At 65.6% G+C, this 23175-nt stretch carries 18 protein-coding genes and 1 pseudogene; 12 read left to right on the forward strand and 7 right to left on the reverse strand.

What is annotated here, in order from left to right:
- Nucleotides 1-1938: 1938 nt before the first annotated feature.
- From ACFTWF_RS22755 to ACFTWF_RS22765, 3 genes are all read right to left on the reverse strand, one after another.
- Nucleotides 1939-3039 carry a hypothetical protein gene (locus tag ACFTWF_RS22755; protein ID WP_378463446.1) on the reverse strand — a complete coding sequence of 367 codons (1101 nt, stop codon included), beginning with the start codon at nucleotides 3037-3039 and terminating at the stop codon, nucleotides 1939-1941.
- A gap of 98 nt (nucleotides 3040-3137) precedes the next feature.
- On the reverse strand, nucleotides 3138-4322 hold the full coding sequence (locus ACFTWF_RS22760; protein WP_378463447.1) for a tyrosine-type recombinase/integrase: 1185 nt from the start codon (nucleotides 4320-4322) through the stop codon (nucleotides 3138-3140).
- A 1033-nt stretch (nucleotides 4323-5355) separates the two neighbouring features.
- Nucleotides 5356-5784, reverse strand: coding sequence for a serine/threonine protein kinase (locus tag ACFTWF_RS22765; protein WP_378463448.1), 429 nt, complete (start codon nucleotides 5782-5784; stop codon nucleotides 5356-5358).
- A 406-nt stretch (nucleotides 5785-6190) separates the two neighbouring features.
- On the opposite strand from ACFTWF_RS22765, the gene nemA reads away from it, so the two are divergent.
- Nucleotides 6191-7324 carry an N-ethylmaleimide reductase gene (nemA, locus tag ACFTWF_RS22770; protein ID WP_378463449.1) on the forward strand — a complete coding sequence of 378 codons (1134 nt, stop codon included), beginning with the start codon at nucleotides 6191-6193 and terminating at the stop codon, nucleotides 7322-7324.
- 234 nt (nucleotides 7325-7558) lie between these two features.
- Here nemA and ACFTWF_RS22775 read toward each other — a convergent pair.
- Nucleotides 7559-8236, reverse strand: a pseudogene (locus ACFTWF_RS22775) (transposase); the annotation flags it as partial.
- A 98-nt stretch (nucleotides 8237-8334) separates the two neighbouring features.
- Between ACFTWF_RS22775 and ACFTWF_RS22780 the strand changes: the two are divergent.
- Nucleotides 8335-8757 (forward strand): hypothetical protein, encoded by a 423-nt coding sequence (locus ACFTWF_RS22780; RefSeq protein ID WP_378463450.1) that lies wholly within the window; start codon nucleotides 8335-8337, stop codon nucleotides 8755-8757.
- Between the two features lie 652 nt (nucleotides 8758-9409).
- Here ACFTWF_RS22780 and ACFTWF_RS22785 read toward each other — a convergent pair.
- The 3 genes from ACFTWF_RS22785 to ACFTWF_RS22795 form a co-directional block, all read right to left on the reverse strand.
- On the reverse strand, nucleotides 9410-10120 hold the full coding sequence (locus ACFTWF_RS22785; protein ID WP_378463451.1) for an ABC transporter substrate-binding protein: 711 nt from the start codon (nucleotides 10118-10120) through the stop codon (nucleotides 9410-9412).
- 82 nt (nucleotides 10121-10202) lie between these two features.
- A complete protein-coding gene (locus ACFTWF_RS22790; RefSeq protein WP_378463452.1) occupies nucleotides 10203-11612 on the reverse strand; it encodes a glutamine synthetase family protein in 1410 nt (469 codons plus the stop codon).
- Between the two features lie 256 nt (nucleotides 11613-11868).
- Entirely contained in the window at nucleotides 11869-13299 is a 1431-nt protein-coding gene (locus ACFTWF_RS22795; protein WP_378463453.1) for an aldehyde dehydrogenase family protein, read from the reverse strand.
- Between the two features lie 95 nt (nucleotides 13300-13394).
- Here ACFTWF_RS22795 and ACFTWF_RS22800 point away from each other — a divergent pair, with 95 nt between their 5' ends.
- From ACFTWF_RS22800 to ACFTWF_RS22845, 10 genes are all read left to right on the forward strand, one after another.
- On the forward strand, nucleotides 13395-14762 hold the full coding sequence (locus ACFTWF_RS22800) for an aspartate aminotransferase family protein (protein ID WP_378463454.1): 1368 nt from the start codon (nucleotides 13395-13397) through the stop codon (nucleotides 14760-14762).
- A 17-nt stretch (nucleotides 14763-14779) separates the two neighbouring features.
- Nucleotides 14780-16276: an aldehyde dehydrogenase gene (locus tag ACFTWF_RS22805; protein WP_378463455.1), complete on the forward strand. Its 1497-nt coding sequence runs from the start codon at nucleotides 14780-14782 to the stop codon at nucleotides 16274-16276.
- A gap of 10 nt (nucleotides 16277-16286) precedes the next feature.
- A complete protein-coding gene (locus ACFTWF_RS22810) occupies nucleotides 16287-17045 on the forward strand; it encodes a gamma-glutamyl-gamma-aminobutyrate hydrolase family protein (protein ID WP_378463456.1) in 759 nt (252 codons plus the stop codon).
- Between the two features lie 80 nt (nucleotides 17046-17125).
- Nucleotides 17126-17314 (forward strand): ferredoxin, encoded by a 189-nt coding sequence (locus ACFTWF_RS22815; protein ID WP_185723799.1) that lies wholly within the window; start codon nucleotides 17126-17128, stop codon nucleotides 17312-17314.
- Between the two features lie 3 nt (nucleotides 17315-17317).
- Nucleotides 17318-18589, forward strand: a complete 1272-nt coding sequence (locus ACFTWF_RS22820) for an NAD(P)/FAD-dependent oxidoreductase (RefSeq protein WP_378463457.1) — start codon at nucleotides 17318-17320, stop codon at nucleotides 18587-18589.
- 84 nt (nucleotides 18590-18673) lie between these two features.
- The gene (ald, locus tag ACFTWF_RS22825) at nucleotides 18674-19783 is read left to right on the forward strand and encodes an alanine dehydrogenase (RefSeq protein ID WP_378463458.1); all 1110 of its coding nucleotides are present in this window, start codon (nucleotides 18674-18676) and stop codon (nucleotides 19781-19783) included.
- Nucleotides 19784-20166: 383 nt separating this feature from the next.
- Entirely contained in the window at nucleotides 20167-21474 is a 1308-nt protein-coding gene (locus ACFTWF_RS22830) for a flavin monoamine oxidase family protein (protein ID WP_378463459.1), read from the forward strand.
- A 106-nt stretch (nucleotides 21475-21580) separates the two neighbouring features.
- Nucleotides 21581-21967 (forward strand): cupin domain-containing protein, encoded by a 387-nt coding sequence (locus ACFTWF_RS22835; RefSeq protein WP_378463460.1) that lies wholly within the window; start codon nucleotides 21581-21583, stop codon nucleotides 21965-21967.
- A 27-nt stretch (nucleotides 21968-21994) separates the two neighbouring features.
- The gene (locus ACFTWF_RS22840) at nucleotides 21995-22393 is read left to right on the forward strand and encodes a cupin domain-containing protein (protein ID WP_378463461.1); all 399 of its coding nucleotides are present in this window, start codon (nucleotides 21995-21997) and stop codon (nucleotides 22391-22393) included.
- A gap of 470 nt (nucleotides 22394-22863) precedes the next feature.
- A complete protein-coding gene (locus ACFTWF_RS22845) occupies nucleotides 22864-22992 on the forward strand; it encodes a hypothetical protein (RefSeq protein ID WP_378463462.1) in 129 nt (42 codons plus the stop codon).
- Nucleotides 22993-23175: the final 183 nt, after the last annotated feature.

Raw genomic sequence — 23175 nt, forward strand, 5'->3', positions numbered from 1 at the left:
GTGGGGGAGTGGCGCAAGGCGCGTGTTCGGCGCGGCCCGAGGGTGATGTGGGGCATCCGTGTATTCCGTAGTCCGCGTGGTCCACGCGCGCCGCTCTACATGCGGAAGACGCAGGACACACAGAGCTCTCAGGTGTCACGGGTGATGCGCAATACCCTGAGTTCCAGAGTTCAGCGCTACTTCTGTGAGATGGGTATGACACAGGATCGCCGGGATTCACGCCAAGCGCGTGCATCGTGCGATACCCAGAGATCCCGTGCTTAGTTCCGTCCACGGGTTATGGGCGATACCCGAATATCACACGGTTCGCGCTTCAGACTGGTGTCGTGGAATATCCATGTCTCATGGTTTCCACACTGAACCAGCGAATCGCGCAAGTTGAGTAAGACACATAGTCACGTGGTTTCACGGCATCAACAGGTAAAGCGTGTGCACCACATCTAACGTTGGACCAATTAGATACTGATTACACGCATTTCACGGGTATTGCGGGAATCCCGACTACCGCAGGTATTGGGGGAGCGGTGCATATCCCCCCAGATTTGCAAGCAGGGGAGCGGATTCCACGCGATAGACAGGTATTGTGCATCTCACGGGTATTACACAATTCGCGTGGGAGTGACGTCTGGGCTCGGCTGCCGCGCGCCGCGCCGGCATCCGGATTCGAGCGGCGCGCATTGGCGGCTGTGCGGGCCGCTGCGACGCGCAACCGGCCACCGACGCCGTCGGGTCCGGGCGAGGCATTCAGGCGACGCAGAACGGCGCTCAGGCTCGGCGTCGACAACGGGAGGATTTGGCCCACCGGCGGAAAACCTGGGGGAGGAGTCGAACCGGGAGTGCCCGTTTTGCCGCCTCATTGCCCCGCAGAGCGCCGAAACTGGCTTCCGTGGGGGATTGGGGCGCCGAAGGGCCTTCGGGACGCTAGAGGCGCACGGTGAAAATCGGTGTCCGGAGTACCGGCGACGCGTTCGCCCGAGCCCGGCGATCGGCGGCCCGCGGAACGGCTTGGCACGGACCGCGGCTGGCGGCTTGCGCCGGTCACTCCTTGCCCCCCCGGCCGACACCTCCGCCGCTCCGGTGTCCGCAATCATCCTTGTTGGCGGGCACCTCGTCGGAGCCGAAAGTCGGAAGAACGCGAGCAACAGCTGCGGCACCAACGCCGAAACGCTGAGAGCAACGACCAGCTCGGCGACGATGCTCGGAATGTGTGCGAGGACGGGTATGTCGATCATTCGCCCAGCCGACCCCGGGTCTCACCCGATGCTGCACACGGTCCGGGTGGCGCCTCTCCCTGCCTGCTTCGACCTTCGCCGCCGTGAACCGGACAGCAGTATCCCGGGGAGGCGTCCGCCGTTCGGAGACGCCGCGACCACCGTGGCAAAACACCTTCATATTGGGGTAGCAGCTGGGGAGCACAGGCTGGGCGGTGGAACCCCGACCCGCAGCCTTGAGTCGCAAAACACCACGCCCAAAACACGTATGGGGCCGGCCCCGAAATCGAGACCGGCCCCACTCGCGTCACGCTGCATTCGGGTGACCACCAGAGAACACCCGGATGCGTCCGCCCACGACCGTCGATCCCCGGAAGACAAGAACAGCGATCGGATCGGATCCGCTACCACCACGGAGGGCGGCGTGAACGATCTCAGCGTACGTCGAACGCGCGTTGACCACCGGTGAACCATGTCCGCGACACCTGCGGTGTGTCACCAAGCCTTAGGGCGGTTACTGCTCCAGGGGCCGCCACCAGGCAAACGCCGGGTAGCGGCAACCCGCAATCAGGGCACATCCAGAAGCGAGGAACGTGCACGTCGCCATGGTGCTCGACTTACACAAAAGGTGCAGGCCCTGCTCGAACCGCTTCTCTCTCATGCCGGCATAGGGAAAAGAGCGGCTTCTCTCCCCGAAATTGCAGAGCGTCGGGGCAGCCTCGCCACCTCAGGCGGGTGGCGAGTGGCTCGCGTCCGCTGATTCGTCGAGCGCGTCGAAGATGCCTTGAATCCGGGCGAGGAGTTCGTTGGTGCGGTCGTCGAGGTCTTCGAAGGTCGCTGCGAGGTCTGCCATCGCTTGGGTAGTGCCGCGGCGTGCTGCCAGGCCCGCTTCGTACCCTGCCTCGATCTCTTCGCTGGAAAGGTCAGGTGGTTCGACCGGCGTGGCGTTCTCGCCGTCGCTCACGGCCACGACATCCGCGACAGCGTCGGCCCACCCGTCGTCGAAGAACTTCACCTGACGTCGGACGCGGGTATGAGTGGCGCCAGTGAGGTGCGCGGTGAGGATGCGAGTAGTGGCGCGACGGGAAAGTCCGGCCTGACCCATGTTGGCGTGACCCCACTTGTCGAACGACGGCAGCAGCGGTCCGTCGTGTCGAAGGGCGGGGAGCAACTGAAGTCCGGTGACGGTGTCATCGGTGATTGGCGTCGCGGCGGTGAGAGATTCGCCGAGCAACCGATTCGACGGCGTTCGGTCGGTGAATGCCTGCAGCCGGGCCCACCGCAGGTACACGGCGACCAAGTCGGTGCGCGGTGATCCGGCGGGGTCGTGGTCGACGGTGATGCCGTGGCTGGGGATACGGAGTGTGTGCCCGTCGAAGGTGACGTCGCTGCGCTTAAGTCGACCGATCTGGATGGGGGAGAGCTGCAGTCGGCACGCGAGGATGAGGAGGAGCGCGTCGCGTCGACCGAAGAGACCTCCGGGCCAACCCGTGGTCGGCAGCCGGCGGATCACCTCGTCGGCGGCGGTCCGAAGGTCCGGACGAGGGCGTGTTCGGCGGGTCAGTCGTTCGCGCAGCGCGTGTGCGGTCCCTGGTTTCGGGTAGCCGCACCGGTGATGGACGGTGTTAATCGCAGTCACCCGACGCCGGTGGGTGCTGGGGGCGGCGGTGTGTTCGTCCAAGTACCTCGCGATCGTGAGCGGGTCTGCGGGCAGCGCGGATAGGTCGACCGCGGTGCACCAGTCGGCGAACAGTTCCCAGTCGTACCGGTATCTGGCACCGACCGCGATGGCCGGTGCGGCACTGTTCACTCGCTGAGGGAGGCTCACGGGGTCATCGTCGCATCACGCTTGTCCAGAATGTGTGTCGGAGATCGACATGCTGTGAAGACTTTGCTGCATCCGGCAAGGAGCGCAGCCTGTTCTCGCTAGCGGGCGAAGCGTGTTACCGCGTTGCCGGTCAGCGGGTTGTGTTCACGCGCATAGATTCCGACGGTGGTAGGGGAGGCGTGCCCGGTCTGCCGCTGGATCTCGTGCGGCTGGGCGCCGTTGCGGAGCGCTTCGGTAACGAACCCCGCGCGAACGGAGTGGCCACCGAGTTGCGCGATCTTCGCCGGGGAGAGCCCGCCAGCCTGGGCTGCCTTCCGATACACCGCGTGGATGGCCTGGCCAGACAAGGCGGTGTCGCCGAGGTTGCCGTTGACGCGAATCGGCCGAAACACCGGCACATCCACTATGTCGACGTCGGGGTGGGGAAGGTGGCAGACGTGGCCGGTGGCCTCGTCGGCGACGCGTAGCAGCCTGATGATGCCCGGCCGGCCGGCCTGCTGGTGGGCCGTGAGGACATCGAGCCAGCGGCGATAGGTGCACGGCCCGCAGACGGTGTGAGTGAGGGCAACCGGTGCGGCCTTGACCAGGCCTTGACCGGTCTGGTCGGTCTTCGAACGGCGGACCCGCATGTGCAGTCCGTCGCTGGAATGGATGAGAACGTCGCGGATCTGCAGGTCGGACAGCTCGGAGCGGCGGAACGCGCCGAGAAACCCTAGCAGCAGCAATGCGGAGTCGCGGCGTTCACGCATCCGGGCCTGCCAGACCGACGCCTGCGAACGGAGAGTGGTGACGATGTGTTCAATCTCGGCGAGCTCAAGCGGGGCGACGCGTTTGACGGGGCGGTCGCCGGCGGCTGCGTACGTGCGGCGTAGACCGGCAATCGTGTCTTTGATGAGCTGGTACTCGCCGGGGCCGCGGTGGTCGACTGCTCGATGCCAGTAGTTGATGGACGCCACCCAGCGGGCGAGGGTGTTCATCGAGTAAGCGCGGTCGCCGGTCTCGGTGCGCAGGTCAGCGCAGCTGGTGAGGTAGTCGGCGACAATTGCGGGATGCGCGGGCAGCGCGATGTGGCCGTTCATGGTGCACCAGGCCGTGAACTTCTCCCAGTCCTGCCGGTAGTTGCGGGCGGTTGAGGGGGAGTGGCGCTGCCCGAGTGCGGCGACGATGCGAGCCTCGGCGTCAGGGGAGAGGATCGGCGTGGTCGCAACTTTGTTGGGTTCGCGGACGGTGGCGGTGGGTGCAGCGAGTGCAACGGCCGCGCCGGTCGTGGTCTCGGTGGTCATCGCGCTCCTCTCCTGTACGCAGGAGCCTACTGAGATACACCGACGATCCTGTGTAACCGCAGTTCATCGGCGGTGGCGGGTCAATTTCTGCGGATGTCATTGCTGCGGAGATGCGGGCGAGGCGTGGTGTTGCACTTCGCAATACCTGGTTTAGGTCGTCCGAGGAGCCTGGCGCAGTTTCGTCACTGTGACGGTTTCTGCTGCTTCCTAGGCTTGGGTCTGGAAATTCTCCCTTCCAGCGAGGGGGAGTGCCGGAGCCAAGGGAGCTCGCCGGGAGAGTGAGACGCCTGCGGGGTCTAAGGGTGTTCACCTGCTGCCGTGCCCGAAGCCACCCTTGCACCCGGAATGACCGACATCAGCGTCGGTCGAGGTCCGACGACTGCCCGCACCGCGGTTCCAGGAACCCCGTGGTCAGCGCATCGATGATGGCGCTAACCGGCATTAGCGGTACTCACCCCACCAAAACGGGCTCCCACTGGGGTCGGACCCCGACGCAGCCGGAAATCCCCAGGTCGGCGGGTCGTTGTCCTTTGCCATTGGATCCGAGGTATTGCCAGCGTGGCTGAGGCAAGTGCGGGGTTTCTGCCACCAAGTTGAGGCAGTCAGTCGGTCTACCTGCATGTTTCGGGCGATGGTCCTCGCCGCCCGACGTGCTCGTGCCTCATCAATGTGGCAGGAACGCCATTGGGCCGCGCTGCCACATTGTTGAAGTGCCGCTGGTCAGCGGGCCCCATCGTGCCTCAGGTCGAATGGCAATGGACAGTCGTCGTCGGGTTCGGGGGAGCCGGACGGTCCGCCGGTCGGTGGGGTGGCTGCCGGAAACCACATTTCCGCAGCGTCTCGAGGAATTTCGCTGGTCAGCACACTTTTTGCTTTGCAGAACGCTGTCGCGGCGGCTCGGCCTGCCGATCCGCGCAGATGAACGGCGGAAACCGTTGTTTGAGCTGTTACCGGCGTCGTGTCGACCCCGGTAACAGCACGGATCAGGCGCGGCGAGATGCCGGCGGGGTGATGGGGTCCAGGTGCATGGTGGTCACTTCCGTCGGTAATCCGATCTGCGGCCATCCGGTGGCCAGGGTGAGCGCCCGTGCTGGTGAGACGGGTAGCCAGTACAGCGGTTCGCTGCGGTAGGAGCAAACCCGGCGTCGGCGGCCCGCAGGTCCGGGCGAAGGAAGTAGGGGTCCGCGACCGCGAGGTCGCCGGTTCCGGCCCACACCTCCAGGGAGGACCAACGCGCCGGCAGGTCGGTGGGGTCGGTCAGCGGCCGGGTCTCGTGCCAGGCCCGCCGCGCCGGCCGACCGGTCGCGGTCAACGCCAGCTGCACCGCCAGGCCGGACGGGTACGAGGTGATCCGCACCAGCTCCAGGCTCAGGTTTGTGTTCCCGGTCAGCGGCAGCCGGTCGTGCACCCGATCACCGCCGCACGGCGGTGGGGCGGTCGCGGGCCAGCGGGCTGCGCACACGACCCCGATCGTCCTCCACCACCGGGCCAGGGGCAACGGTTCGGATCGGTGAAAGTCGCTGTACGCGTGAGTAACCGTGCCGCCACCGGGATGCTTGGCAGGCTTCGGGTCGCCCGCGGGTGGGGGAGGTGCTTATGCTCCACTTCCAGGGAGTTGGGCGAGCAAACGATGGCCCACGGAAGCGGTACCCGGCGGGTGGACGGCCCCGAGTTGACGGGCGGCGTCCGGGTACTGGTTCGCAGGCGCGCCGAAGCCGACGCGATCGGCGAGGTCGTCGACGACTACGCGGCATTGACCGAATCCGGTGGTTGTGCCCTAAAGTTCCGGCCGAGGATTCCGCCTTACCTCTATGCATCTAACATATAAATTTGTATGTTAGATATTGTAAAGACGAAGGAGTCCACACATGGAGAACACCCGCGACACGTCCGTCGTCCGGACGAAGTCGGTCGGCCTATTGCACTCATCGCTGCGGGTCGGAGCGCTGAATCTTCCCAACAGGGTGTTGATGGCGCCGCTCACGCGGATGCGTGCCACCCAGCCGGGTGACGTGCCCAACGACCTGATGCGTGACTACTACGCCCAACGTGCGTCCGCCGGCCTGATCATCTCGGAAGGAACACAGATCTCACCCGAGGGGAAGGGCTATATGGACACGCCGGGTATCTACAGCTCCGAGCAGGTGGCCGGGTGGCGTCGCGTGACCGATGCGGTGCATGCGATCGGTGGCCGTATCGCCGCTCAGCTGTGGCACGTGGGGCGCGTATCCCATGAGTCACTACACGACGGAGCGTCGCCTGTGTCGGCGAGCGCATTACCGTTCCGAAATCGCACAACCTTGCGCGACGAGAACGGGCGTCCGGAGCGTGTGAGCTGCCCGACGCCCCGTGCACTGCGTACTGACGAGATCCCACGCGTAGTCGATGACTATCGCAAGGCAACGGTTAACGCGCGGGAGGCGGGTTTCGACGCAGTTGAGGTCCATGGTGCGCACGGCTATCTCCTCCAACAGTTCCTTTCACCGCAGTCGAATCGCCGGGACGACGCTTATGGCGGATCGCAGACCAACCGTGCCCGGCTGATGTTGGAGGTCGTCGACGCGGTGACCGGCGCGTGGGACGCCGACCACGTTGGTGTCCGCATTTCGCCATTCGGTCCCTTCAACGGGCTTGAAGATCCGGAGAGTGCCGAGATGGGATTGCACGTGGCGACGGAGCTCGCGGCTCGCGGTATAGCGTTTCTACACCTTTCCGAGCCGGACTGGGCGGACGGCACGCCCCCGGATCAAGAGTTTCGCGCCCAATTGCGGTCCGCGTTTCCCGGCGTCATCGTCGGCGCTGGCAGCTACAACGTCGAGAAGGCCGAGACCTTGATCTCCGCTGGCCTTATTGATGCCGCCGCGTTCGGCCGCTCGTTCATTGCTAACCCCGACCTGCCCGACCGCCTGGCGAGGGGACTGCCGCTCAACGAACCGGTGCTTGCGACGTTCTACGGCGGAGACGCCAGAGGTTACACGGATTATCCGGTCCACAGCGCCTAGCACGTCACTTCTGCCCAGTCGAAGATCGACTCATTCGCCGGGCGGGCCATGCAGAATCCGGCTCTGAGGACCAATCAAGCGAAGTTTGCCGTCCATTGCAGGATCGGCTCGTCCACTGTGAGGCGGAGTTCTAGCCGAGGCTCCCTCATCGGGATGAGCCGTCTCCCGGCCTCCCCCAGCGTGGTCAACCGGGGATGTCCCTGATGGTCTTCGCCAAGCCGTCGATGGGAGAGGGGCCCTCTCCACGTCCTCGGCGGCCGCTTTCCGTTGCTGGAGGGCCCCGCTCAGGGTGTCCGCGAGTTCGGGAGGATGGTCCCAGCGGCTGGATGCCGGGGACCACCACGGTTTGCTCGCCCGGGGGCGCCAAGGGTCTCGCCACGAGCCGAGTGCCTATGCGGGGCGCGTGCTGCTTGACCGCAATCGCGGTGAGCTTGCGCTTGCCTGCCCTGCGGATTCCGGTCGGTCCACCGCGGCGGGAGAGGATTCCAGGGGACCGCCGGGTGTGCCATCCTGGGGCCGAGGACCGCTCGAGGGCGGGGTGGATGAAGGTGAGAAGTCCGCGGATCCGGTTGCTGACCCGGGTGGCCTCACCAGCCAGATCGTCATCGAACCCGACGAGGACCTCGAGCTCGGCGAGGGCCGCGTCGCCGGCAAAAGACCCGGCGCAGGGAGTGCGGCATGGTGGGGCGGCAAAAGGCAATGATGAACGCGTCTCGGGCAAGCCGGCTTTCGTCTGCCCGGGATACCGGACTGGCGATGCGGCGCATCGCCAGTGAGGGCAGGTAGCCGACGTCGTGGCTGCAGGCGCGGGCCACGGCGTGTGGCAGGGCGCCGATCGTGCCCAAGTTGGTCGACGACGACCAGCTCCGATCCGTAGATGGCCAGGCGGTCGAAGACCGTCCGCAGCGTCGTCGTCGGTAGGTGAGCTGATCGCCGAGGCGGTCGAACACCGCCGCTCCGAGCGGCCTAACGACGAAAGCCGGGGGCGAAGGTGAGGAACGCCAACAGGCGTGCTGCGGTTCTTCATGCAGGGTCAACCTTGGCTAAGTCCTCTTTACCTGGTTCGGTCGTCCGCGCGCTCCTCGGAGTCGGTGATTCTCGATGGCGACAAGCGCGTCACCGCATATCGCTTCCTTAGAAGCGATCCCGACAGTAGTGCGACGCCTGTGTTAACGGGTCGATCGTCGCGTGAAGTAGGCAGTGTGTATTCGGCGCGCGATGATGGGATCGCAGTCGGACAGGTCGATCGCCAGTCGAAGAGCTTGCAGGAAGCGGGCCGTGGTCATGCCGAACTGGACCATGACTTCATCCGCCGGCGGCCCCCCGTACGGGAGCCAGGTCTGCGCGAAGCGAATCAACTGGTCGGCCTCGCGCGGAACGCGGGAGTGTCGTTCCGCGCGGATCTTGTCACGCAACTGTCGGCGGCGATCTAGGCGGTGCACCGTGGGGAGCTCGTCGGCGGCGGGACTGTCGGCGCGCCCCCTGCTCGATGAGGGATCGGACCGGAAGTTGCGGTTGGTGCGCGGTTCAGACATGGGAAACCAGCTGTCTCGGGAGTACGACATGTGAAGAGTGCGCGAGATCGAGCCGGCAGTACCGGCGGAGGTTGGCCTTAGAGTCGGGTGGCCATGCTCGAAGATGCGATCTGCACCGGCCGACAGTCATCGAGTGACGGGGCGTGAGCCCCACTCTGAGATTTCTCGAGTCCTGCGAGGATCGACGATCCGTACACAAGCTCGAGATCGAGATCGGGTGCGTTCGGGAATGCGGCTGCGGTGGAAACGGATTGCAGTTCAGTAGGCGGCGCCGGTAGTCGTCGACCCCGATGTGGAAGAGACCCCTGATTCGGTCCGGCGTGGGCCCGCCGATCGGTGCCCACAAGATGGCCAGGTCGAGAATGACGTCGGGATGTGTCACCGTCGATTCCATTGCCTTCTCCGAACCGTGTGCGGGCGAGTTTTCAGTAGTGGCCCACGTCCGATGGGGCCGGTCTGGGCCGTGGTCGCCGTCGTGCGAGTGCGGACGTCGGCGGCCACGGCCTCATTCATGGAGGATTGGTGTCCTGCTGAGAATGAGCCTGCTGGATCAGAGCCGGAATGCCTTGCCAGGGAAGTTGTCATGCCAGATTTCCAGGAGCGTTCCGTCCGCTATCAGGTGCTGGATCGCGCCATTGAGCGCGGTGCGCAGCGCTGCTGACTCCTTGCGCACCGCAACGCCATAGGGGTTGCGTGTGGGTGCGATGAAGGCGACACGCAGCGTGCCGGTGGCTTCGAGTGTGGGGAGCACGATCTCGTCGTCCACGAACGCGTCGATGGTGCCGTCGACGGCAGCGTCGGCCATCTCGTGGAATGCGTCGTCGCTCGCGCCGAATTCGATGACCTCGGCACCGGCGAACGAGGCGGCGAGTGCAATGTTGGTGGTACCGGTGATGGCCCCGACCTTGCGGCCGACGAGGTCAGCGGCCGAGTTGATGGGACTGTCGGTCCGGACGACGACGCCTTCGTTGAACCGTCCGTAGGGGATGGTGAAGTCGACGACCTTCTGACGGTCGGGGGTGATGGCCTGGTTGCACAAGATTGCGTCGCATCGCAGTTCGGTCAGTGTCGGCACGAAATCGGCCCACCGGCGCACGTCGACCCACTGCAGTTCGAGGCCGAGGTGGTTGGCCAGCGCACGACCGAGGTCGGGTTCGAAGCCGAGTCGCACCCCGTCGACAACCGAGGTCATGGGGGGAGCGGCGATGTCCGTGGAGCACAGGACGAGTGTTCCGGGTTGAATGAGTTCGAGATCGCTCACGGTCAGGATCCTTCTGAAGGTGAATACCGGCATGGGGGAGCGGACCCCGCCCAGGGGAGGGCGGGGTCCGCAAAAGGGTGTGTCAGGGGGTGTAACGCAGGTAGGCGTCGAAGTCCCAGTTGGTGATTGCTCCGGTTCGCCGGTTCCATTCGTCGCGCTTGCAGGCGGTGAAAGTTTCGTAGAGCCCGCTGGGCAGAATGGAGCGAACCGCCTTGTCTTCCTCGAGCGCGTCCAGGGCTTCGGTCAAGGTCAGCGGCGGCGGCGCGAACGCCGAGGGAGCGTCGGCGGAGGGGGCATAGGCGTTGCCGAGTTCGGGTTTGCCGGGATCGAGGTTGCGGCGGATGCCGTCGGCCATAGCGCCGATCAGTGCGGCGTGGGACAGGTAGGGGTTGACGGCCGCGTCGGGGGAGCGGACTTCGACTCGTCCGGGCAACACGCGGTAGCTGGTGGTGCGGTTGTCATATCCCCAATTGGTGACCGCCGGCGCGAACAGGCCGACATCCCAGAATCGGGCGTAGGAGTTTGCCGTCGACGCGAACAGTGCGGTCATTCCGCGGGTGTGCTCGAGCAGACCGCCGAGCGCGTGCCGGCCGAGTTCGGTGAGGTCGTCATCGTCGGCGAAGACGTTGTCCTCGCCGCGCCACAGGCTCGCGTGGTGGTGGCAGCCGTTGGCCATGATTCCGGGGACCGGCTTGGGCATGAAGGTAGCCAGGACACCGAACTCCTTCGCCACTGCGATGCAGATCTGACGGTAGGTGATCAGTCGGTCTGCTGTGGCGAGGGCGTTGTCGTATTGGAAGTTGCATTCGAGCTGGCCGGGATCTTCGTAGTCGGACTGGATCATCTCGAAGCCCATTTCCTGGGCGTACTGCGTGATGCGCTTGAGGATCGGCATCATTTCCGCGATGTGTTCGAGGTGGTAGGAGGGGCCCACCCAGTCGGGGAAGAAGGAGGCGGAGCGGTCGATGGCGTCCGGGCCGGAGAACCAGCTCATTTCCGGTTCGCATCCGGTGCGGAGCTCGAGCCCGGTCTCGTCTCGGAAGGCGGCGATCACGCGCTTGAGGTTGCCGCGGGCGTCGGCCTCTTCCGGTTCTCCCGGCCCGGTCTCCTCGCGCAGCGAGCGGAAGTGGTCGCAGAAGACCCGTGCGACGCTCGGGTCCCACGGCAGGATTTGCACGGTGGCGAGGTCGGGCACGAGGAGACCTTCGCGGGTGCTGATGCCGCCCGGTCCCAGCAGTTCACCGGCCAGGCTCGCCTGCAAGCCGCCAGCCGCGGCGTAGCCGAAGGGCACGCCCTTGCGCGCGGCGGTGCCGAGGAAGTACTTGACGGGCATGACCTTGCTGAGGACGCGGCCCTGCACGCTCACATACTGGCAGTGAATGTGGGTGACACCGCGCTCGTCGAACAGTCGCCGACACCGTTCCAGCTCGGATTCGCGGGCGGGATCGCTGAGCGCCAGCTCCAGTGGAGTCGCATGTTCACGGGTGGGCATATTTGGCCTCCGGGGTCTGAAGATATTGTGCGGCGTCGCGCTCGAACAAGCGAGGCTTCGGGTCGGCTGCGTGCGGCACACGAGGAACCCAGGGCTCGAACCCTGAGTGATGAATATAACATCTGGCATTAGATGTTATCGGCTTGTCTGGGCATCCGCAAGCCCTGATTGCCGATCAGGTCAGTAAACAGCCCGGTCGGTACGCATGCCCCGGCGCAGCCTTGAAACGGCGCGCCGGGACATCACGCCCCACTGGTCAGCCGTGCTTGATCCACACGTGCTTGACCTGGGTGAACTCGTCGATACCGTAGCTCGACCCCTCGCTTCCGTAACCGGAATCCTTGACCCCGCCGTGCGGCATCTCGGGAAGCATCGACAGATGGTCGTTCATCCAGACGGTGCCGAACTCGAGGTGAGGGGCTGTGCTCATCGCCCGACTGAGGTCGCCGGTCCACAGGGAAGCTGCCAAGCCGAAGGGGGTACCGTTCGCCCACTCCACCGCTTGGGCGTCGTTGTCGAACGACTGCACGGTCACGACCGGACCGAATATCTCCTCCTGCACGATCGGATCGCCTTGCTCGACCCCGGTGACAACTGTCGGGGAAACAAAATTGCTGTCGGAGTACGCCTGGGCGTGGCCGGTCAGGACTTTCGCTTTCCGAGCGTTCTGGACATAGCCGACGACTCGGTCGCGGTGCCCGCGATAGGCAAGGGGTCCCATTTCGATGTGCTCGCCCTCGTCGGGTGCTCCCACCCGGACGGATTCGAACGCGGGCACCAGGCGATCGAGGAAGTCGTCATAACACGACTTCTCGACCAGCAGCCGCGGCGCCGCCAGGCAGACCTGACCGGAATTGACCGTGGCGGCATGACGGATTCCCGCGACCGCGGCGTCGAGATCGGCATCGGCGAACACGATGGCAGGGCAGTTGCCACCCAATTCGAGATGCACCAGTTTGAGGGTCTGTGCCGCTGCGGCGGCCACCGCCTTCCCGGTAGTGACCGCACCGGTGACCGATATCATCCGCACCGCGGGATGCTGAGCGAGCGTGGAGCCGACCGGATCACCCTGCCCGGTAATGACGTTGAGGACTCCGGGCGGCAGGATCGGGGCCGCGAGTTCGGCCAGTGCCAGCGTCGTCAGCGGGGTTTGCTCGGCCGGTTTGAGCACGCACGCGTTGCCCGCGGCCAGTGCGGCGCCGACCTTCCAGATCGCGCCCATCAGGGGGAAGTTCCATGCCGTGATCAGGCCGACGACACCGATGGGTTCGCGCCGCACGATCGAGGTGGTACCGCGGCGGAACCCGTTGGAGGCCAGTCCTTCTCCGCTGCGTACGGCACCGGCGAAGAAACGCAGACCGTCGATTGCCTCGTCGACCTCACCGCGGGCCAGCAAGATGGGCTTGCCCACATTCGCCGATTCGAGATCGGCCAGCTCGCTCGTGTGTGCCGCCATCGCATCGGCCAAGCGGAAGAGGAACTCCGATCGCTCCCGCGGCGTCGTCTCCCGCCATGTCTGCCAGCCGGTTTCGGCGGAACGGACCGCGGCGTCGACGTCGGCGCGCGAGCTCGCCGCCGCCTCGGCGATCACCGTGCCGGTGGCCGGATTCGTGATCGGCGCTCGCGCGCCGTCGGCGGGGTCGACCCACCGACCGCCGATGAAGTTCTGACTGCGTATCTGCCTCATGGGTTCGCTCCTCCGTTGACATCCATAACTCAAACCTATAATGTCAGAGGTTAGAAGGCAAGATTCGGATTTGAGTGAGAGTGGAGGTAGTCGAGTTGAGTGCAAATCCCGTGCAGGCCATCGATTCCGACCCGAGCAGACACTTGTGGATGCATTTCAGCAACATGGGCGCGTACGCACAGGGTGCCGAAGTCCCGGTCATCGTCCGCGGCGAGGGTTGCTACGTGTGGGACCAGCACGGGAACCGGTACCTCGACGGTCTGAGCTCGCTCTACTGCGTCAACGTCGGTCACGGCCGCTCCGAGCTGGCCGACGCCGCCGCCAAGCAGGCCACCGAATTGGCGTTCTTTCCGACCTGGGGCTTCGCCCACCCCCGCGCGATCGAACTCGCGACCAAGATCGCCGACCTCGCGCCCGCGGACCTGAACCGGGTGTTCTTCGTCGGCGGCGGTGGCGAAGCAGTTGACTCCGCCTTCAAGCTCGCCCGGCAGTATCACAAGCTTCGGGGAAATGCCGGCAAGTACAAGGTGATCTCCCGCAACACCGCGTACCACGGCACCACCCTGGGTGCGTTGGCGGCCACCGCGTTGTCGCCGGCACGAGTGCCCTTCGAGCCGTTGCCCATCGGCGGAAGCCACGTGACGAACACCAACGTCTACCGACTCGACCCGCAGGCGGTGGACGCGCTCGCCGAGGCGATCCGGGAACGGATCGAGTTCGAGGGACCCGACACCGTCGCGGCGGTCATCCTCGAACCCGTTCAGAACTCGGGCGGCTGCTTCGTCCCGCCGGAGGGCTACTTCCAGCGCGTCCGGGAGATCTGCGACCAGTACGACGTCCTGCTGATCTCGGACGAGGTCATCTGCGCGTTCGGACGGTTGGGGGAGTGGTTCGGCGCCCAGCGCTTCGACTACGTGCCCGACATCATCACCACCGCGAAGGGGCTCACCTCGGCCTACGCCCCCATGGGGGCAATCATCGCCTCCGACCGCGTCATCGAGCCCTTCCTCGCCGACAACAACGTGTTCATGCACGGTGTCACATTCGGCGGCCACCCGGTCGCCTCGGCCGTGGCTCTCGCCAACATCGAGCTGATGGAAACCGAGAAAATGCTTGAGAACGTGCGCGCCAACGAACCGGTATTCCGCAACATGCTCGAGTCGCTCCGGGATATCCCCCTCGTCGGCGACGTACGCGGCGCCGGCTATTTCTGGGCGATCGAACTGGTCAAGGACACCGCGACCAAGCAACGCTTCTCCCCAGCAGAGGGGCGCACGTTGCTGGCCTTCCTCGCCCCCGAACTCTACAAACGGGGTCTGATCTGCCGGGCGGACATGCGAGGCGATCTCGTCATCCAACTCGCGCCACCGCTCATCGCCGGCCCCGAACACTTCGCCGAGATCGAGACCATCCTGCGGTCGGTGCTCGCCGATGCCGCGGCGCTCTCGCTACCGACCGAATGACCCCCAGGAGAAACCTGATGACCAGCACGATCGACACCACCGGCCTGCCCGCGTACCAGATGTACGTCGACGGGCACTGGGTCGGGGCCGACTCCGGCGCCACCTACGCGACCGTCAACCCCTATACCCAGGAGGCCTGGTCGACGGCCCCCGACGCCACCGCCGCCGACGTCGACCGCGCCGTGTCCGCGGCCCGCTCGGCCCTGACGACCGGGCCGTGGTCGACCGCGACCGGTGCCGAGCGCGCACGATTACTGCGCAGACTCGCGGACCTGCTGGAGCGGGATGCCGCCGAACTCGGAGCCGTCGAGACCACGGACAACGGCAAACTCCTGCGCGAGATGACCGGTCAGATGGCCTACCTCCCGCAGTGGTACCGGTACTACGCCGGCATCGCCGAGACACTCGGCGGCGACACTCTGCCGTCGGATCGTCCGAACTTCTTCATCTACACCCGGCGTGAACCGGTCGGCGTGGTCGGTGCCATCCTGCCCTGGAACTCACCCCTGATGCTGCTGGCCTGGAAACTCGCGCCCGCCCTCGCCGCCGGCTGCACCCTCGTCGTCAAACCCTCCGACTACACCCCGGCCTCCACCCTCGAATTCGCCCAGCGCATGGACGAGGCGGGCTTCCCCCCGGGCGTCTTCAACGTCCTGACCGGCACCGGGCCGGAGGTCGGCAAGGCGCTCGCCGGCCACCGTGGCATCGACAAGATCGCGTTCACCGGATCCACCACGGTCGGTGTCGAGGTCGGCCGCGCTGCCGTGCAGAACATGACCCGGGTGCTGCTCGAACTCGGCGGCAAGTCCGCCCAACTGGTCTTCCCCGACGCGGACCTGGAAGCCGCCGCCAACGGTGTCATCGCCGGCATCTTCGCGGCCACCGGGCAGACCTGCCTCGCCGGCTCACGCCTGCTGGTCCACGAGTCCATCCACGACGAGTTGGTCGAGCTGATCGTGCGCCGGGCGAAGACCATCGTGCTGGGAGATCCGACCGATCCGGCTACCGAGATGGGGCCCGTCGCCAACGAGACGCAACTTGCCTCGGTGCTCGGGAGGATCGAGAAGGCGGTCGCCGACGGCGCCACCGTCGCCACCGGTGGTGGTCAACCGACCGGCCTCGGCGGGCTGTTCGTCGAACCCACCGTCCTCACCGACGTCCGGCCGGACATGGCCATCGCACAGGAGGAGGTCTTCGGTCCTGTCCTTGCCGTCACGCGATTCTCGACCGAGGAAGAAGCGGTCGAGCTGGCCAACGGCACCGACTACGGGCTCGCCGCGGGAGTGTGGACCCGTGACCTGCAGCGCGCACACCGCGTCGCCGCCGCGGTCATCGCCGGCACGGTGTGGATCAACGCCTACCGGGTGGCCGGGCCGGGCGCGCCGTTCGGTGGATTCAAGATGAGTGGCTGGGGGCGGGAGAACGGACCCGAGGCAGTCCTCGAATACACCGAAACCAAAGCGGTCTGGGTCGAGTTGACCGGCGCCACCCGCGATCCCTTCACGATCGGTTGAGGTGACCACGATGCACTCCTCGAACAAGTCCGAGCGTGTGAAGGTCGGCATCGTCGTCGGCGTCGAACACGGGGATTTCGGCATGTGGACGAACATTCCCACCGCGATGCTGCCGACCACCTATATCGACGCCGTCCGCCGCACCGGGGCGATCCCGCTCCTGTTCCCCGCCGACGATGCGTTGGCCGAAAACCCCGACCAGGTACTCGATCTCGTCGACGCCGTCATCCTGGCCGGGGGGCGGGACATCGGCCCGAAGATCTACGACCAGACCCCTCATACCGCCACAGCCGAGCCCGATCTCGCCCGCGATCGGGTCGAACTCGCGGTGGCCCGGCGTGCCCTCGATCTCGACGTCCCGATCCTCGGCATCTGCCGGGGGATGCAGATGCTCAACATCGCCTGCGGGGGAACACTGGACCAGCACCTGCCCGACTCGCTCGCCCACGACGAGCACGCCGCCCACGACGGTGTGTTCGGCAAGCACGAGGTCACCCTCGTCCCGGATACGGTCGCCGCGTGGGCGTATCAGTCCGACGCCGCGACCGTGCACTCCGCCCATCATCAGGGCGTCGGGCGGCTCGGCGACGGGCTGACGGTCAGTGCGCGCTCGGTCCCGGATGCGGTGATCGAAGCGATCGAGTCACCCGAGCACTCGTTCGCGCTCGGCGTGTTGTGGCATCCCGAGCAGGACCCGATGACCCCACTGTTCAGGGCGTTCCTCGACCGGGTCGAGGAACGGGTCTCCCACCGCGGCACCGGCCGCTGACGGCTCCGGCCGCACGAGCCAGGACAACGACCTCATCAATCACCGCAACGCCACCGACCACCCGCAAAGTGAGGCCCACAATGAAAGTCACCGTAGATACCGCGGTATGCGCCGACCACGGACAGTGCATCTTCAGCGCTCCCCAGGTGTTCGAGTTCGCCGAGGACGGAAAGCTGGTCTGGGAGCCGTCGCCGGACGAGTCGCTCCGTGCGTCCGTCGAGGAAGCCGCGGACGTATGCCCCGTCCAGGCGATCCGTATAGCCGACTGACCCATGGCAGCACAGATCGTCGTCGTCGGCGGGTCTCTCGGCGGGCTCCGCGCCGCTGAACAGTTGCGTGTGAACGGCTGGTCGGGTGCACTGACGGTCGTCGGCGCGGAGGCCCATCTGCCCTACAACCGCCCGCCGCTGTCGAAGAACGTGCTGGTGTCGCCGGATATCAGCGCGCTCACCGCAGCCGAGCTCGTCGACTACCCGGGTGTCGCCCTGCGGCGTCGTGCACATGTCGAGGACGTGTCCTTCGTTCTGGACACTCAGGTCGCCAGTGCCGCTTTGTCGGATCGAAGTCTGCGGACCGTCGACGGACGGGAGTTGACCTACGACGGTCTGGTCATCGCGACCGGACTGCGGCCCCGCCGATTGCCGATCGCAGGCTTCGACCGTCATCGTCACGCGCTCCGTACCCTCGACGATGCGATCGCATTGCGCGGTCAACTGATCCCGGGCAGCGCCGTGGTCGTCGTCGGGGGCGGCTTCATCGGATGCGAGGTCGCAGCCAGTGCACGCCGGCTCGGATGCCGGGTCACCGTCATCGAACCGTTTGCCGCGCCGATGCTGCGCCCCCTCGGCGTCGGGCTCGCCCGCACCCTGCAAACCTTCCACGAAGAGCAGGGCGTGACCTTCCGGCTCGGTAGATCGGTCTCGGCCCTGGTCGGGCGGGCACCGGATCCTGCGATGCTCGGTTCCGTCGTCCTCGACGACGGAACCGAACTGGAAGCCGACGTCCTCGTCGAGGCGGTCGGGTCGAACCCCAACGTCGAATGGCTCGCCGGCAACGGCCTGGATCTGTCCGACGGCGTCCTCTGCGACAACATGATGCGGGCCGAAGGACGCGAGAACGTCGTGGCGGTCGGGGATGTGGCACGGTTCCCGAACCCGAGATTCGACAGCACCCCGCGCCGCGTCGAACACTGGTGCATTCCGGCCGACACCGCGCACCGCGCGGCCACCACCCTGATCCACGGGCTGAGCGCCGCCGAGAACGGTCACGGGGATCCGACACCATTCGCGCCGCTGCCGTCCTTCTGGAGCGACCAATTCGACGTCAGGATACAGGGTTTCGGTCGCACGGAGCACGCAGATCGAATCGAGGTCCTGGAAGGAGGATTCGGTCCGGGATGGGTCTCGGAGGGGGTCGCGGTCGGCTACTTCCGGCAGTCCACGATGACCGGCGTGGTCATCGCCGGCGGCACGCCTGCCCAGCGGCTGCGGCACAAAGCCCTTCTCGAGCAGGGCGTGGGCGAATCCGCGGCTTCGACCCGGTGAATGCCGTCCAGCGCGCCGATGTGTCCACGCGCACGTGCATCACCACCCGTTTCTACAACCGAGAACCACTGAAGTGAGGGTCCTGTGAAGGTCGGCATTCCCAAGGAAATCAAGAACCACGAGTACCGCGTGGCCATCACCCCGGCCGGTGTGCACGAGCTCGTGTCGCACGGGCACGAGGTGTTCGTCGAGGAGGCAGCAGGGGCGGGATCGTCGATCCTGGACGAGGAGTATCTCGCCGTCGGCGCGAAGATCCTCGCCTCGGCGGACGACATCTGGGCGACCGGTGACCTGATCTTGAAGGTCAAAGAACCCATCGCACCCGAATATCATCGGATGCGCGAGGGGCAGGTCCTATTCACCTACCTTCATCTGGCGGCAGACAAGCCGCTGACCGAAGAGTTGCAGCAGCGTCGAGTGACTGGCATCGCCTACGAAACGGTGCAAACCAGTGCCGGGGCCCTGCCGCTGCTGGCACCGATGAGTGAGGTCGCCGGCCGGCTGGCGCCGCAAGCCGGTGCCCATCACCTGCTGCGGGCCGGTGGCGGGCGCGGCGTTCTCCTCGGCGGCGTGCCCGGTGTCCAGGCCGCCAAGGTCGTCGTGATCGGGGCCGGTGTCTCGGGGATGAACGCCGCGGCGATCGCGCTGGGTCTGCAGGCGGAGGTCTGGCTTCTGGACCGCAATGTCGACACCCTGCGCGCCGCGGACCGCATCTACCAGGGGCGCCTGCGCACCGTCACCTCCAACGCCTATGCGATCGAACGCGCGGTCCTGGGCGCCGACCTGGTGATCGGGGCGGTCCTGGTGCCCGGTGCAAAGGCCCCGACGTTGATCTCCAACGAGCTGGTCAGCCGGATGAAACCCGGCTCGGTGCTGGTGGACATCTCCATCGATCAGGGCGGATGCTTCGAGGATTCGCGCCCCACCACGCACGCCCAGCCGACGTACGAAGTGCACGACTCCATCTTCTACTGCGTGGCGAATATGCCCGGCGCCGTGCCCCACACCTCGACCTATGCCCTGACCAACGTCACATTGCCCTACGCCCTCGCCCTGGCGAACAAGGGGTGGGAGCAGGCGCTGCGGGAGGACCAGGCGCTGGCGCGGGGCCTGAACACGCACGCCGGGCAGGTGACCTACGCCCCGGTCGCGCAAGCACACGGGCTCGAACCGGCGCACGCCGTCGCTGTCTGAGCAATGCACACTCCTGATCCAACGGCTGTCCACGGGCCGCCGAACGATCCGTTCCACGTGCTCGCCCCCGCTGAAAGGAATGGGGCGAACGCGCACAGCGATTGTTCGGCGGCCCTTTCGGCTTTCTCATCACCGGAGCAGCGGCGGCGCACTCGGGCGTGCCCGTCGAGGACGGCGCGGTCACCACCGAACGTCAAACCGCTCCCGCTGTAAACCGGGTGGTCCTGCGTCCCAGAGAGGTGGCGAGTCAGCTCTGCCCGTTCGGACGCCCACAGACGCGTCGCCGTAATGACCACCTAAAGTTAAAAACTAACCTCTAGTATATGAGGTTATTAGGTGTTACGTTGTGACGACGCTCATAATTGATGAAGGAGAGAGTGTCGATGGACGAAGTTTTTGACGTAGTTGTCGTGGGGGCCGGATTCGCCGGCATCACCGCAGCCCGAGACCTGACCGCCGAGGGGAAATCGGTCCTCGTGCTCGAGGGCCGCGACCGCATCGGTGGCCGTACCTACACCGATGACGCGATCGGGCGACCGGTGGAACTCGGCGGCACCTACGTGCACTGGACGCAGCCCCATCTGTGGCGCGAGATGCAGCGTCACGGCCTCGCCCTCGCGACGCCGCTGCCGATCGAGCGCGTCCATTTCCTGTCGGAAGGCACGCTGCATTCCCGCACCGAGGCAGAGGCGGAGGCACTCGCGACTGCGGGCATGGAACAGCTCGTGGCGGACGCCCGGGAACACTTCCCGGATCCCTACGACATCTACGCTACAGATATCGGCGACATCGACCTGGAAACGTTCGCCGACCGCATGAAGCGCCTCGATGTGAGCCCCCTGGAGCGAGATCTGATAGACGGCGTCCTCTCGTATACCGTCGTGGATCCCGACCAGCAGGCGGTGTCGCAGCTCCTTGTGTGGACGGCACTGAACTTCGGGAACGTACATGCACTGTGGGAATCCGGCGCCCTTTGGCGTATCGCCACCGGAACCAAGAGTCTGATCGAGGCGATGGCCGACGAGTCCACGGCCGACATTCGGCTTTCGACCCCGGTATCCGCTATCGAGGACGAGGGCAGCGAGGTGCTTGTCACCACACGATCAGGAGACAAGATCCGGGCCAAGGCGGCAATCGTGACGGTCCCGGTCAACGCCCTCAACACGATCGAGTTCACGCCGTCGTTGCGTGAGCCCAGCCAACGCCTCATCGACGAGGGGCATCCGATGCGCAACCGCAAGATGTGGGTCCGGGTCAAGGGCGAGATCGAGTCCTTCATTGCCTATGCGCCCCTGGGGGAAAACCCGATCACCTTCGCCGTGGCCGAATATCGCGTCGACGGTGACACGTTGATCGTGTGTTTCTGCCCCGATTCGGCGGCGATCGACAGCAACGACAAGGACGCAGTGCAGAAGGCGCTGCGAACGTTCGTGCCGGACATCGAAGTCGTGGAGACCGCCTGCCACGATTGGGTCGACGACGAATACTCGCAGGGAACGTGGATGATGATGCGCCCAGGCCAGCTGACCTCGGCGATCCCGGATATCCAGAAACCGCACGGTCGTATCCATTTCGCCAGCGGTGACATCGCCCCGGCGTTCGCAGGCTGGATCGAGGGCGCCCTCCAGAGTGGTGCCCTGACCGCCCGAAGCGTCTCACAGGCCATCGCTCCTGGGGCTCCGCTCGCTTGAGCGCCAGCGGCGGGCGACGACATCCGCTTCTGCATGATCAATGAATCCCCAACTCTCCCATGGTAAGTCTCGGGAAAGTTCCACCTACACGGGAAGAAGAGAACCTATGACTGACAGCGCGCTTGTGACCGACAACCTTCTCCAGAAGTACTCTCTGGCCGTATTCGACACTCTCGAATGGGAGCTCATGGAGGAGCTGCCCGACTGCTGTACCCGCAACGGTGACAGCACCATGAAGTTCTCACTGATGGCGGGTGATGGCTTCAGCGCGGGCACGCTTGCTGCCTGGTCATGTGACCGAGACGGCTTCACGTCCGAGAATATCCCTGTCGCCGAGGCCGCTTTCATTCTCGAAGGAGTTGTTCGCCTCACCGATGCAAAGACAGGGGAAGTGACGATCGTGAACACAGGCGAGGGGTACCGGCTGCCGGCGGGATGGTCTGGCCGATGGGAGGCCCTTGAACCCGTCCGGAAGATCTACATCCTCTTCTAGGTAGCGTGCCGAGGGGATGGTGGGGCGATGGCCTCAACGCCTGGCGTCGATCGGTGGTCGGCGCGCGAGCTCAGCATTTACCGGCCGGAGTGGGCGGGACTGCGGGGCAATGTCCTCACACCGCCGGCAACGGCGTGGGACGGATGTGTTCTCACCGAGTGGGAGCTCCGCTCGGCTGGTTGGCAAGATCTGCACGGCCATGACGAATTCACATACTTGCTCGAAGGCGAGCTCCACCTCTCGTGCGGTGGGGATGAAGTCGTCTTGAAGCGAGGAGACCTTGGGCGGGTTCCGGCAGGATCGGTTGGGCGATACTGGGCGCCGCACTACGCTCGGATGCTCGCAATCTATGGGCCGAATCCGACAGGATCGGTAGTGTCCGAGACTGAGTATTGGGACCTTCCGCGCGCCTTCGATTCAGCATGAGGATACCGCGCGAATTACGGTGTGGAAGTTTCGAGGCGGCTGGGGCCTGCAGTCCGCAGGGCCCAGCCGCTTTCGGACCGTCGTGGTCCCAAAGGGAACGCGCCACTGGTCGGTATGTGAAGATGGTTTCGCCTCGGGGGCTGAGGCGCACACTTGCTTTCAGCCGGGATGCTGAGGTCGCTCGGCGACCGGATGTATTCGGTACGCACGAGTGCGCGTTCCCGGCCTGTCGCAACACCGCTGTGCGGCTCTAGCCTTGACGCCGCGCGCGTAGGCCCCCGGTGAACAATCCGACGATGTCGTCTGCGTAATCGACGATCGCGTGCACTATCGGGTCGGTCATCTGATCGGCGAGGATCCGCGTCCGCTCGACACGGGCAGCACCTCGCTGGTGGTCTGCTGCTGTTCACGAGACAGTCGGCGTGCAGCCCGGCTGTAGGTGATGATCGGACTTTTTCCGGAGTGACTCGATGGAGTTCCACAGTTCCGTCGTCCTCGTCGCCGGTGGTGGTGAGACGGCCACCGTCGAATGGACGGTGACCGGAGTGCACACCGGTGACCTCGAGGAATCGCCCCGACCGGTAACCGCATCGAGGTGAGCGGGATCAATCTGCTCGCTTGCAAGCCTGACGGGCAGTGGCACAGGAACGCTCGCACTGGGACTCGGGGACGCTGCTCCGGCAGCTCGGAGTCTTCGACCACTGACACGAACGACATACAGCGGCGCCCGGGACCTCCCAGGGCGCCTTGTCGTACAACCCTGCTCGCCATCGCTCTGCCGC

This window comes from Rhodococcus sp. NPDC056960, assembly GCF_042674125.1.
In the GTDB taxonomy this organism is placed as follows: domain Bacteria; phylum Actinomycetota; class Actinomycetes; order Mycobacteriales; family Mycobacteriaceae; genus Rhodococcus_F.